This window comes from Mycoplasma sp. Pen4 (assembly GCF_014352955.1).
Taxonomy (GTDB): Bacteria; Bacillota_I; Bacilli_A; order Mycoplasmatales; family Metamycoplasmataceae; genus Mycoplasmopsis.
Map to the genome: position 1 here is coordinate 138678 of NZ_CP060691.1, position 14517 is coordinate 153194.

Consider the following 14517-nt stretch of genomic DNA (forward strand, 5'->3'; position numbering starts at 1 on the left):
ATAAAACCAAGGAGATACTATGGAATTAACAAAAGAATTAAAAGATGCATTGTGACTTTATACTGGTTATTTACAATATGGCTTAGATGATGAAGTTTTATATGAAGCAATAGAAAATACAAATCAAGTAGCTGATATTAATTCATTCCTTAAATTACTTAATACTATGCGTGATACTTGTAGTGATTATACACTTACCGATTTTACATCATTGTGTTGCTCTGGTAAATTAACCGATGAAAACGTAAGTGATTTACTTGAAATCATTAATACTGAAGATAAAACCACCTTTGTTCTTGAACACGATGAAGACATTATTTCATATGATGGTTTATTAGAAATAGTTGATATTGATTTAAAAGAAAATGGACTAGAAAGTCAATATAGATATTTAATAAACCCATTAACAAGAAATGTTAGTGAAAACGTTGAGTATGTCAAAGTAAATGTTTATTTAAATGATTTAAAAGAAATTGATATTGATGAAGAATTTTGAAATTTAAGAGATGATGCAATATCTGATTATGTTAATGAAACTTTTAAAATCATAGAAGAAGCAAGACAAAAATCAAGTTCAACAACCAAAATATAAGGAGATTAATATGAATAATATTAACGAAAAACTAAACCCGAAATTTATTATTGAAGAATTAACTTCATTTATGGAAAAACTCAAAAATGCAGATGTAGATTTGATAATTGAAGCACTTAAACAGACACAACTAACAAATGATGTTGTTCCTAATTTAAAGAAAATATTTAAAAACTTTGAACAAGAAGAAGCAAAAGAAACAGCAAGAGAAGCGTTTATTAATGTTTTAAAAAATAAAGAACTCACAAACAATGACATAAATGAGATTTTAGAAGCAACAAATGTTTTTAATATTAGTGATACATATGAAAAATTTACTTATTTATCTGAACCTAAGAATGGAGGATGGTATGGTGCTGAATTTATTTTATGTGAAACACTAAAAGAAGTAATTGATGATGATTTTGCTAGAAACGGAATTAAATCTGAGTATGTGAATTTAGCATATCGCTTAAAAAACGAATTAACCGAATTAATTGAAGATGCTCACTATATTATGTTAAACGATGTAGATTGCAAAACTCTTGAAGGTATCGAACCCACTGCTCTAAGTGATGATGATGTTAACGATTACTTCCGAGAAGTAGCAAATTGAAATGTTGAGTACTTTCTTGAAAAATGAACTAAAAAACAAACATCAAGTTCAACATCAAAAATGTAGTAATGAAAAAACAAGTTAAAAAAGATGCATTAAATCACTATTTGCAATCAATGCAATGACCTGGTTATGATGATTTTATAAATTCTCACGACATAAAATACTCATTTGATAGCGAATGCAAGTTAATCAATAAAGTCAATTCAGATGTAGATGAATGAGTTAAGAGTTTAACCGCTCAGCAAATATATCAATTATTAGATACATATTGTAAAGAAGACTTATATCTAGCAAAATATCATCTAACAATCATCATCAAAAACGAAATTGTTAAAATCGCAAAACAACTAGAAAAAGAAAAAGAAATTAACAAATGAAATTTATTTAAACCTAATGAATTTGATGATTTCAGGAATGAAATTAAAAGACTAAAAAAGGAGATTAAAGATGAGTAAGAAACTTTTCATCATCGAAAGTCCGAACAAAATTAAAAAACTAAGAGAAATCTTGGGACCTGGTTATGATGTGAAAGCAACAGTTGGACACTTTAGAGAACTATCGAATAAAGGTGAAGCAAATATTGGAGTTGATGCAAGCTTTAACCCTGATTTTGTCATTAGCGACAACAAAAAAGAAAATTGAAACAACATTATTCAAAATGTAGATAAATGGTATGACGAAATTTTCATTGCTACTGACCCGGACCGTGAAGGTGAAGCAATTGCTTTTCACGTTTGATGATGCTTGCCAAAGAAAGTTAAAGATAAAGGAATTGTCAAAAGAATTACATTTAATGAAATTACTTCATCTGCTGTAGAAAGCGCGATTGCTAACCCTAGAGAATTAGATAAAAATCTTATAAATTCTCAATTTTTGAGACAAATAGGAGACAAACTTATTGGTTATAAAGGAAGTAGAGCTGTAAGAAAAGTTGCAAATGTGCCAAGCACTGGTAGAGTGCAAGGTGTTGCATTAAAATTGGTTATTGATCGAGAAAAAGAAATTAAAAACCACATTGAAATCATCAAAAAGAAATATCAAGCAATTTTCAAAGATGATATTTCAAATAATGTAACAGCATCACACGTAAATGATGATTTAAAGGAAATCATTTATGAATTGAATGAACAACCCTGTCCTGTCGGAATTAATCTTAAATTGATTAATCAAATTACAAAAGATGAGACTATCACAGAACCGCCTAAACCTTTCATTACAAGTACATTGCTTAAGAAAGGTATTTCATTAGGAATGAAGACTGATGAAACTCAAAAGGCAATGCAAGAGTTATACGAAAAAGGACTGTATGATTTGCATTTCCTAGTTATTAATCAAGCAGAAACAATAGAAGAATTAAAAGAAATAGAGAATAAAAACTATAGATTATGTAGAAAATATAAGATTAATCTTAACCCCTTACCGTTTAAACAATTTGATGCTTTTGCACAGATGTGTCTAATTACAACAAATAATTTAAAAGAACAACTTGAAATTAGTAGTTATAACCTAACACACGGTTGAGCATTTGATAATGCATTAAATAATGATGGTAATTTAAATTTACAAAGTTTAACTAAAGAAACTGGTGAACCATTAATCATTAATAGGTTCTTCAAAAATTCATCTAAGAGAAGTAATTACAATTCATTTACACTTGGTAGTTCAGGACGTGGTAAAAGTACGTTCTTAGGTAAAGAAATTTTAAGTTTACTTGCGGAAAACCAAAGAGTTTATGTAATTGATATTCAAGGTGAATATACAAAATTAGCATCACAATTTGGTGGTGATGTATTAGATTTAGGAAGTGGTAAAGAAACTACTGTAAACCCACTCCAAATTAGAGTGCAATTATATGATGAAGATGAAATTGATGAAACGAGTGTAAAACTCATCATAAATAAACACATTGAGTGATTAGAACAATACTTTAGATTAGTTGCTCCAGAATGGAATAATTCATACATTATGATGCTTATTAAGGTAATCAAAGCATTGTATAAAGAGTTTGGAATTTATAATTTCAAAACTATAAATGATGTTATTGATTTTGACTACCCAACAATTTCTGAACTGATTGCTTTCGCACATAATTATCAGATTGATGATGCTATAAATTCAAAAACAAAAGAAATAATGTTGGTTGATATTATCGAAACATTGGAATATTTATTTGAAAATAATGGTAAATATCAATATTTATATAATGGTAAAACAAATTTAGATTTAGATGGCGACTTCTTAGTCTTTAATATTTCTAAATTAGCAATTGCTGATGAAGAATTATCTGCTGTTGGTATCTTTGTTTTACTTAGTTATTTACAAACTAAAATATTTAACAATTTTATTCTTGATAAAGAAGTTAATACAACAATATTGGTAGATGAATTCCATAGATTTAAAGACAATAAATTAACACTAGATGCTTTATTCTTTATGACAAAAACAGTAAGAAAATATAATGCTGGAATGTTATTTGCTACACAAAATCCTTCAGATTTCTTATCAAGTGCTGATGCATCTAAAAAGTCTGAAGCAATTATGATGAACTCACAATATTCATATTTCTTTGGACTTAGAGCAAATGACTTAAATGCTGTACAAGAATTATTTAAAAACTCTGGTGGACTTAACAATTCAACAACAAGATTTTTAGCTGAAGCTGAAATAGGTGATTGCTTAGCATCACTTCACGAATTCTCTAAAATACAAGCTGAAGTTTATTACAATGAATTTGAAAAGTCAATCTTATTTAGACAAGGAAGTTTCGGAAAGGAATAGATGGAAAAAGAATTAAAAAATGAACTTGAGACAAGTTCGAAAATGAGCGAAACAATTCTTAATGACGCTATTAAAATTGAAAAAGCGAAAAAGAAGGTAGAAACTAAAAAGAAACGTAAGAAAACAAGTTTATCAACAACAGTTCGTTTCTATAATGCAAGTGATATTGTAAGACTTAAACAATTACAAATTGAACTTAAAAAGAAAGGTGAAACACTTTCTAACTTTATTTCCGAAGCTGCAATTAATGCGGTTGATGAAATAGATAAAGAAGCATTGTTAAAGACTTTTAAAAATGATATGTTTTACTCATTTAGAAAAGCATTTTATGCTTCATTGGTGCCTTTTTCCAAAAGTATTACACAACAAGTGTTTATCAATCAAGATAAACTAACGATTATTGAATCGAAACTAGACTTGATTTTAGATGCATTAACAGGTAAAGAAATTACATCAGATGCAATTCAAAATATCAATAACAAAGTTAATGAACTAAAAGAATTAAGAGAACAATTAGAAAAAAACGATAGCAAAGCAATCAAACAAGTAGAAACTAGATATCAAAAGTTTGTTGAATATGATAATAGTCAATCTAGTGATACCGAAACTTATAGAGACGAGGTAGACGATGAAATTATTGAATTTGAATAAAAAGAAAATCTTAACAACATTATTATTAGGTGGTACTCTTGTAGTACCACTTACTACTATATCTGCAACACTTTGAAGACAAGATCGCGACGGAGATGATGAAGCGTATAAATTTTCAACATATTATTATTTAGATTCTGAACATTTAAGCAGAAACTTATATTATGTTGGTGATTCTGCACCTTCCTATGATAAATTTGATAAATGAAGATATAATGGTTTTTCTCGTGAAAACTTTAATTATGAATTAAATAAAGATTTAAATGAATTAGATTATAGAATTCTTAACCCAAGTGACAATGGTGGTGTTTTGGTTGTTTCTGGTTCTGAGCAAATTAAATTACCAAGACTTACTGGTAGAAATAGCATCAAAACAACTAGACTACCCCAAACACTAGGAAGAGATTTTGAAAATAGTGCTAATTATGATTTTTTAAGAAAAAAAGCAATATACAAGATGTCTGATTTAATTCAAAATGAGACTGATAAAGAAAAATGAGTAAATTTACTCATAACATCTGCAAAAAATAATTATGGGAATATTTCTATTAGTTTAAACAATAGAAATGGTAGACGTATATCAACGAAATACTTAAAATTACCTAAGGTTTTTGTTTCAAAACTCTTACAAGAAGAAATAAAAGGTAATAAAGAGAAAATGAAAAGATTTTTTGATGTTTATTTCAGAGATTTAAGCATTGAACTATCATTCGATGCTGCAACATATGATGATGGTCGTTCTAGTGATTTAAACAGTATTGTTTTTTCTGGTGCTACATTTAAAACTGATTTTCAAATTCCAAGTAATGAGAAAATAACAAGAAAATATGATGAACAAGTGGTTCAATGAATTAGTGAATTAAAAGAACTAGAAACAAATAGAACTTTAATTCAAACAAATGGTTCTTCAAGTGTCCCAATTATTCAAAGGCAATCTGGTTCAAGAGATAGATATAGATTGAATTTAATTTCAGATACTGGCGGTGATTTAAACACAATAAATGATGGAACTTTATTTCAAAGTAATCGCGAAAAACTTGATAAATTATTTCAAAGTTTAAACACAATTCAAGCAAAAATTAAGTCAAACTTGAGCATTCAAAATGACGATGATATCTTAGAAGTTGTTTACAAAACCATTCCAAACAAAAATGACTTAATCGATATCTATCTACGTAGCAAAACAAACAATGAATATGAATTCCCGATTTATAGAATGATGTCTATAAACTTTATTGCATCAACAGCAGCATTAGATCAGGGAATGAACGAAAGAATTAACATTGAATATGGTAGATGAGTAGATTTTGAGAGCGGAACCACTGAATTAGTTGCTGATACACCTGTTCGTGTTCCAAATGATAAACCAATTGGAACAAAAGGAAAAGATGTTTATTTAGGTAAATGAGAAGTTCACACACCATTAAAAATATCATTCATTGGTAAACCTACTGAAAACGAAGTTTTGGTTATTAATGGTAAAAAGATCGATGTTTTAAATCAAAGATTTAATGAGATATTAACTGATAACAGAACAAGCGCAGATGATAATGAAAGAGTTTTTAATGAAGGTGTAAGCACTACTGATAGTGATGGTAATGAAGTTACAAAAACCGAAGAAAATTCACACCCTAAAAACCAATATACAATTGAAGTTTATGAATACAACAATAATGGTAAAGGGAATTTAGAATCTGATTTAGTGAAAAAATATACCAAAATTCTTGTTATCAACTCAAGAGCAATTCAAGAAGACTTTAAATGATATGCTTGAAAACCGGAAGAAAACTTCCATCAAAGAATTTTAATTGAACCATTTTTAATTGATGAACAAGGCAATGTCATTAAAGACGAAAATGGAAATAGCATTCCTAACCCAAAATACGATTCGAGCATTGACCCGAAAACAGGTACTAAAAAACAAGTTCTTTGATTGAATTTGAGTGGTTTTAGTACATTACAAGATTTTCTTGACATTTGAAAAACAAACCCAGGCAATCAAATTGAAAATATACCTGCAAGAGCAAGATGAAGTGATGACGAAGATAATTATTATTACAAAACATTTTTACCACAAGATACAAAAACACTTTTGGTACCATTCACCGAAATAAATGATGAAGTTGGAATTCCGGTTGAAGCTGTAGTTCTTGGTAAAGGTGGTTTAAGACAATTTGTAGGAAACATATCTAATGCGAAAATATTCAAAATAAGTGTAGGAGACCAGAGTTTAGATAGAATGCTTGAAGCAAAAGCTGATTATCTTGCTTATTTAGGTTCACCAATAAATTTAACAACTGTTAGTGGTGATTCGTCTTACTTTTCTGACGAAGGTTTATATTTATTTGCTATTAGCGGCGAAAAAACTATATCACAATATAAATTAGTTTATGTCACTCCAAACACTTCACCACAAACTTTATTCGCAGATGTTATACATAACACTAACTTAACGCCATTTTGAAAGACTTCAATTGGTGCTCAAGTTTATAATTTCATTATTGATAGATTTCATTTAAAAGAGCAAGATATTTATAACTTGTCATATGAAAATCTCAATGAATATTACAAACTATTTATGGACGCAATATGAAGAAATCATAAATTTGATAATAAAATCAATGCATCATTGAGATTGAAAGATAGATTTGGAAGATTAACAGAAAAAGAATTCAAGAGAAATTTCTTTAATCTGGAAACATCAAAATGAAATTTTGATGATATTAAAGAATACTATTTTGTAAAAAATAATTCTTACAAAATTATCGATGTTGAAAACGTTGAATTCATACACACAATAGAAGGTGTTGAAAGTGATTCAGATGTAGAACACGATACAGTTAAACTTACATTAGTTTTAAATTCATACAATATAAATCATAAATTGACTACAAATACCATTTATATTCCGCTTTCAAAATTAGATAGCAACGGAATACAAATTTATACTGCAAATTGAAATGAAGATTATTTTACATCAGTAGCAAAACAAACTAGAACTTATGATGAATTTATAGAACAAATTAATAGTAATCGTAATAATTGATTTATTGAACCTAGTGAAGAATTCTTGAATTCAATTCAAAGTGGCGATATTGAAGTTAATTTAAGTAGATTGAATGATACATTAACAATTCATTTAATTCCATCTAATACATGAATTAGAATATTTCCTACAACTATATTTAGATTTGATGTTTCATCATTTTGAAGACAACAAAACTCAAGAAATCACAAAAATACAAAGAACATTTTTGACGGAATTAAACCATTCGAGATACATATACCAGGTATCAAAGATAATGATGATTATGTAGAAGATGCTATAACTGAAGAATTAGAAAAGCATTTAGAAAACATTCCTAACCCACTTAGACTAGATGAAGACTACGAAATTAGCAACATTGAAGAAGTGTTGAAACAATTAAGGGAACCAGAATATATACTTTCTGAAAAATTTAAACCAACTAATAAAGCATATTTAATCTTAACTGCTAAATCACCTAATATTGGTGTTCTTCAAATTCCAGTTTTCAACTGAACAAAAACTCTTATCAAAGATAAAATAGATTTATCAACCATCACTATTCCACCAATTAAAATTGAAAATAGTGATGAAGCAACAATGCGTAATGCTATTTACACACACATTAATAATGAATTTTCAAGTAGAAATCTTGGTATTTCTATTCCCAAAGATGTTTTATTAAGAAATGATATTAATCTTCAAATTTCTATTTTAAAACGCAAAACAAAAGTTAAACTAACAGTTATTCCAAATAGAAATGGACAAATAGTTGGTGAAACAAGTTTTAATGTCGAAACTGATTTCGATGCAACGAAATTAGTAAGAATTCCATTGAATTTAATTAAAGATTGAACAACCACTAAGTTTAACGAAAACATCTTATCAATACTTAGACAAAAAGTAGTAGATAAAGCAGTTAAATTTTTAAGAGATGAATATCAATTAGATTTTCTATTAGATTACAATATTGATTTCAAAGATTTAAATGAGATTATTAGAGGAATTTCTATTTCTGATAATCTAGAACGCTTTGGTGCAATTAGAATTTTAGGAGATAATCGTACAACTGAAGGCACTAAAGAATTACCATTTAGTAATCAAACAGATAAACAAATAACTGATGATTTAGATACAACTGATTTAGTTGTTGATGGTATAAAAATTAGAAATTTAGCACTTATTCCTGATTGAGAAACAAGAGATTATACAGAAAATAGAATAAGCATAATTGAAACAAAAATAATCAATTCTGCTATTAGTTATATGACTGATAACAACTATGTTTTTGGTATTGATTATTTAATTGATAATCAAGAACTAAGAAACACTCTTAGAAATATTTCAAAAAATGATGGTTTAAAACACGAAGGTGTTATAACATTGATATCTGTTTTTGGTAAAACCATCGGGAAGAAACAACTAAAATTTACAAACACAATAAGTTCTGAATTGAATGTAATTGATGACTTAAAAGAACCTGTAGATTTATCTATTATTCCTGATTGAGAAAATGCAAATTATTCAGAAAATTCAAAACAAGAATTAAGAAACAAATTAATTCAAGCAATAACAACATATCTTGAAAAACATAATTTGACTTTATTCAAAGATTATAAATTCAATGCAAACGAAATCAATCAAGTAATAAATGAAGTAATGATTAGTGATAATCAAATACATAATGGTACAATAACCATTTACCCAATTCAAGGTAAGAGCATTAACACTAAAAGTTTTACTTTTACTAACCAAACCGATAAGCAAATAATTGATGATTTAGATGAAACAATAGATTATGGAAATAGTCTTAAAAAAGCAACTTTAAGTGCAATTAATGGTGATTTATTTGTGTTTAGAGAAAATGATAAGGAACGCATAAAAAGACTTTTCTTAGAGCGTTTATCATCTCATATTAAAAACATTTATAAACTAGATTTAAATGTGCATTATGAAGTTGATGATACACAATTAAACAATGCTATTGAAGCAATAGCAATACCTGATGATTTAGTTCATACAAGTAGAGTTATTTTACATTCAAAAGATAATAAAGCTGATGAAAATGGTTATGTATTAATTGCTAACAAAACAAGTATTCCATTTATTAATAAAAATAACATAACATCAACAGAAACAAATAGAGAAAAAGAAGCTTTCAAAAAAGCAGTTTCATATTTCCTTATACCTGTTGGAATTCTTAGTTTTATATCGTTAGCATTACTTGGTTGATTTGTATATATGAAAAAATATAAGAACAAAGTTCAATAAAATAAGTCTCAACGTAAAAGTTGAGATTTTATTTGCGGAACAAAATAACAATAATTATTTTTAATAATTATTGTTGTATAATATTTATAAGAAAATATGATTAAGGTGGTGAATATATGTTTAATTTATTAAAACGCAAAAATACATTAAAAGAATTTATATCTGGTAAAGATGATAAGGGAATGATATTCAATGTTCTTGGAGAAAAAATCTCTGAACACCCATTAGTGATTTATTACGATGTTGATTCGAGACAAGTTTTTTATTTAAAAATGCGTTCTAAGAAGTCGAATGAATTAAAAAGTCGTAATGCATTTGATTGAGAAGAAGAAATTAAAATTAACGGTACATCTAAATTTAGTTTTATTAAGCATACATCATATGTAGATTGTGCACAAATTTTTGTAATGTCTGAAGATGATTTTCAAAAATTACACCCTGATAATGATTATTTAGATTTAAATTCATTAGGTTTTCAAACATCAAAGAAAATTTTAGATAAGGTAATCAGCAATTTAAATCACACACCACCAAAAGTAAGTATTACAGAAGTTAGTGTTAAAGAAGAAAATAACGAACTTAAAACAGTTCCAAATATTTTATATTGTTGAGAAACATTAGAAAATATTGAATCTGTAGCAGCAACCAAAAATATAGACAATGAAAAAGATATAAAAACTAAAACAAAATTAATGAAGCAATATATAACAGCAATTGACAAAATAAACTTTATAAACAAAAATAAGAATTTTGTTAGTGTTGAAATGGTTTCTGCTTCATTACGAGAAGCGCAAAAGTATCTAAACGAAGACATTGATTTATATAAGACAGAGAAGAATAAGAATTTTGTTTTTGATGCATTAGAAAACAAAATTAAAGACACTACATTACCATATATTAGAACTGCAATTTATATAAGAAATTATAGAAGTCAAAACAAACAAAAAGATGATATATATGATGTTATGAAATATATCAAAAAGCATATGTACAATGAGAAGAAAAATGCTCTTAGAGTTGATATAGACAAAGCAGAAGAAAAATGAATGGAATATATAAGTTCAAGTGAAAGAGATGAAATTGTAAGTACATTCTATAAAACAAATCAAATCAAATTACCAGATTGTTTTAATAAACCTGAGTTTTTAAAACAACAAAAGAAACAAGTACAAGAATTAAAAGTGCAACAATATTGTGCAGAACAAAGGAAAACAGAAGCCGAAAATAAAATAGATGTAAATCTTTTTGATGAAGAATATCTAGATGAAACTAATCAAACCATTACTAGTCAAACAAAAAAATCTACTTCTATAATGTAGGAAATAGATTATAATATATGTACTGCTTTAGTGCTCCCAAAATTTAAGGAGCACTTTTTTTATGCAAAAATTTAATAAAAATGTGGAAAATTACTTGAAATGCGGAAATGTTTTTCTACTGAAAAAACACTAAAATATAATATTTTTGTTATGAGAAATATTATAGAAATCGAAGAAAATAAAAATCACATTAAACAAGCATTAGAAGAAAAGATTGCTAAAATCAATGAATTAGAAAAACATTTTAGAGAAGTAATTCGTAAAAAAGAACACCCAAATTGAAAAATTTGTAGATATAAGAAAAGAAAATATATCACTAAATTTGGTGTTTTTGAACTGAACATTACTATGTATGAAAAGAAACAAGAGAATGGAAAATTAAAGAGATTTGTTTATTATCATCACGATTTATTAAAGCAATTATCACGCCAAAAATATGATTTTACAATAATAGAAGAAACAATAGAAGCGATATTAAAAAATGATAGTTTGCCAACCGTTAATGGTAAAAGAATAGAACCAAGCACAGCAAGATTTTGAATGAAAAAATATGCAATAGAAGAAAAGATAATTAATGAAAATAACAAGTTAATCGAGCACTTTCAAAAGGAAAAAATCAATAAGAAAAACGAGCAAATTAACATTGAAATTGATGATACGTACCACAAGATAAATTATGGAAAATCAAAGGAAAAAGTACGCTTTAGAACGGCTGTTTTTCACACTGATTTTACCAATAAAGATATTAAGAAAAAAGGTGTCGTTTTACTTGAAATTAATGAGTTCATCAAAGGTAAAGAACACACTAAAAAATCATCACAATATTACGATATTTTAGCCGAAAAAACATCTGAATTTGTACACGAAGAATCGCAAATTTTAGTGAAAGGTGATGGCGCAAGATGAATAAAAAATTCGATTTTATTGTGAGAGAATTCATCATTTTACCTTGATAAATTTCATCTCATAAAGAAAATAAAAGGTGCAATCGGACACCAAAGAAATGTATCAAACCCATTCAAAAAAGTCTTTCAAAATCTCAAAGTTGAACATCATAATCAGTATTGATATGATGTATTTTTGTATGTTCTGGAAAACAAAAATAAAGATGATTTTATGAAATTGAAAGATGATTTTTTAGCTGTATTAGAAGAAAAATTCAATGATAAAAAATTGTTAAATCACGTAAAAGAATTATTTAGATACATCAAAAATAATGAAAACGGAATATGAGATTTAGATGGAAAAAGAAAAATTGTAAGATGTTATACTGAACATTTTATGTATTACAAATGCAAAAAGAACATCAAAAAATCACATAGTTTCTTTGGTTTAAATCTAACAAAATTAAAGATTATGTACAATAACTTGGTAAATGGTTTTGCAACTATTTTTGCATAGTGGTGCAAATTTGGTGCGCATTTTTAAGATATGTATATACATAGTATATAAAAAATGTGTTGGTGCAAAAGTGATGCAAATTTGATAATACTGATGCAAATTTCAAAAAGAAAAATCTTGAATTTTTTACCAAAGTAATTATTTATAAAATAAATAATTAAAAAACAAGATAATGCGCCATACAGTAAGTATGTGGTGCGCACCTTATCTTGCCTTTAAAGGACGCGCATATGCGTGCGCGTTATTTTTGCTGAAGCAAAAATGCGGAAAATTTTGTGGAAATTTTCAAAAAATAACGAAAAAAAGCGAAAATGATGTAACATTAGAATGAAGCAGGAAATATATACGTTCCTACACACCTTAATTTCACCCTTCCGTGTTTTATTTAGTTTTAAGAGATTAAAAGCAAAAGAAAAGCTCGGCATTATTTGACCGAGCGAGTAAAGTATATCTTAGTTTCCTTTTGAAACACGAGCACGTACAACGTGGTAAGGCATTAAAGCAATGATTCTTGCTCTTTTAATTGCGTTTGCAACTTTTCTTTGGTGTTTTGCACATGTACCTGTTGATGATTTAGCTTTGATTTGTCCTGTTGCTGTTACATATTTTCCTAATAATTCTACATTTTTGTAGTCTACATAGTGCATTTTGTTATCACAAAATTCACATGATTTTCTTCTACCTGCAAATGATTTTTTACGTTTGATTAAAGCCATATTTTCTCCTTTATTTAATCAAGATTATCTAAGTCAAATAATGGGGCTAAATTTTGTTCAGCATCATTATTTGCTTCTTGATTTGATTTATTTGTTGAAATTTCGTTACTTAATGTAGGAGTGTTGTCGATTTTGTTGCCTTCAACATTATAGTTGTAATCAAATTTTTGGTTTCTTGTGTAACTACGTGTATTTGCACCTTGATTAAAACTGTTGTTTAACCCATAGGCCTGAGGTGCATTTGACGTTGTGTTATTAGGTTGTCTCAAGTTTGGTGTAAATGTTGCATTTGATCCGTTTGCAGCAATTCTTGCTTCAACAACTTGTTTTGGTTCTAACGGGTTAATACTGTTAATTCTAACATCATAACTACGAACCAATTGATTAGTTTGAGTACTATTGTAAGTACTTGATTGTAAAGAACCTGTTACAAGCACAAGTGAACCTTTTCTAATGTTTCTTGAAATAAACTCAGCAGTTTGAGTTCAAGCAACAAGTGGAATAAAATCAGCAATATCTTGCCCATTTACTTGATTTGAACCTGGACGATTAACTGCAATAGTTAAACGAACATATGGTACGTTATTTGAAGTATGAGCTAAGACTGGATCTGCTGTAATACGTCCAACTAATGTAATTTGATTTAGCATAAAATCTCTCCTAATTTAAAATTTGATTATTATTCAGTAACTAGTGCTTGTTCACTTGCAGTTTTATTAGCATGTGTTCTAGCAACTTTTTTATCTGAGTCTTGTTTAACAACTCTTTTAGCTCTTGGTTTTGCAGCTTCTTTAGCAGCTTTGTGTAAACCGTTTTCTGTATCTAAGTTGATTACAAGAATTCTTCAGATATCTTTGATGATGTTTGTACGACGTGTGAATTCAGCGATGTTTGTTCCGTCTGATTCTACGTAAGCTAAAACGTATTGTGCGTGTTTTGATTTGTTAATTTCGTAAGCTAATTCGTTTCTTTCAAGTTTTTCAACTTTTAAAACTCCTTTACCAAAAACTTCAGCCACTAAGTCTGTGTAAACTTTAACGTCTGCTTTTGGGCTAACGATTGACATAATTTCGTATTTGTTCATTTTTTCTCCTTTTGGACTTTACTGGGTTAAATTACATTTAACCAAGGAGTACTATATACTCTTATTTATTATATAACATAAT

At 27.7% G+C, this 14517-nt stretch carries 11 protein-coding genes; 8 read left to right on the forward strand and 3 right to left on the reverse strand.

The window, feature by feature from the left end:
- Positions 1–19: 19 nt before the first annotated feature.
- The 8 genes from H9M94_RS00570 (at position 20) to H9M94_RS00605 (ending at position 12635) form a co-directional block, all read left to right on the forward strand.
- The gene (locus H9M94_RS00570) at positions 20–592 is read left to right on the forward strand and encodes an Mbov_0392 family ICE element protein (RefSeq protein WP_187469663.1); all 573 of its coding nucleotides are present in this window, start codon (positions 20–22) and stop codon (positions 590–592) included.
- Positions 593–602: 10 nt separating this feature from the next.
- Positions 603–1253, forward strand: coding sequence for a hypothetical protein (locus H9M94_RS00575; RefSeq protein WP_187469664.1), 651 nt, complete (start codon positions 603–605; stop codon positions 1251–1253).
- 2 nt (positions 1254–1255) lie between these two features.
- Positions 1256–1645, forward strand: a complete 390-nt coding sequence (locus H9M94_RS00580) for a hypothetical protein (protein WP_187469665.1) — start codon at positions 1256–1258, stop codon at positions 1643–1645.
- The gene (locus tag H9M94_RS00585) at positions 1638–3968 is read left to right on the forward strand and encodes a DNA topoisomerase (protein ID WP_187469666.1); all 2331 of its coding nucleotides are present in this window, start codon (positions 1638–1640) and stop codon (positions 3966–3968) included. The genes H9M94_RS00580 and H9M94_RS00585 overlap by 8 nt, the downstream gene beginning before the upstream one ends.
- Entirely contained in the window at positions 3969–4619 is a 651-nt protein-coding gene (locus tag H9M94_RS00590) for an Mbov_0398 family ICE element protein (RefSeq protein WP_187469667.1), read from the forward strand.
- A complete protein-coding gene (locus H9M94_RS00595) occupies positions 4597–9915 on the forward strand; it encodes an Mbov_0399 family ICE element protein (protein ID WP_187469668.1) in 5319 nt (1772 codons plus the stop codon). The genes H9M94_RS00590 and H9M94_RS00595 overlap by 23 nt, the downstream gene beginning before the upstream one ends.
- Before the next feature lie 116 nt (positions 9916–10031).
- Positions 10032–11234 (forward strand): Mbov_0400 family ICE element protein, encoded by a 1203-nt coding sequence (locus tag H9M94_RS00600; RefSeq protein ID WP_187469669.1) that lies wholly within the window; start codon positions 10032–10034, stop codon positions 11232–11234.
- Positions 11235–11384: 150 nt separating this feature from the next.
- Positions 11385–12635, forward strand: a complete 1251-nt coding sequence (locus tag H9M94_RS00605) for an Mbov_0401 family ICE element transposase-like protein (RefSeq protein WP_187469670.1) — start codon at positions 11385–11387, stop codon at positions 12633–12635.
- A gap of 452 nt (positions 12636–13087) precedes the next feature.
- Here the strand turns inward: H9M94_RS00605 and rpsR are convergent, their stop codons facing one another.
- Genes rpsR through rpsF form a run of 3 tightly spaced genes read right to left on the reverse strand, consistent with a single transcriptional unit; the run spans position 13088 to position 14435 of the window.
- Entirely contained in the window at positions 13088–13351 is a 264-nt protein-coding gene (gene rpsR, locus H9M94_RS00610; RefSeq protein WP_187469671.1) for a 30S ribosomal protein S18, read from the reverse strand.
- Between the two features lie 14 nt (positions 13352–13365).
- Positions 13366–14001 carry a single-stranded DNA-binding protein gene (locus tag H9M94_RS00615; protein WP_187469672.1) on the reverse strand — a complete coding sequence of 212 codons (636 nt, stop codon included), beginning with the start codon at positions 13999–14001 and terminating at the stop codon, positions 13366–13368.
- Positions 14002–14030: 29 nt separating this feature from the next.
- The gene (gene rpsF, locus H9M94_RS00620) at positions 14031–14435 is read right to left on the reverse strand and encodes a 30S ribosomal protein S6 (protein WP_187469673.1); all 405 of its coding nucleotides are present in this window, start codon (positions 14433–14435) and stop codon (positions 14031–14033) included.
- Positions 14436–14517 lie beyond the last annotated feature (82 nt).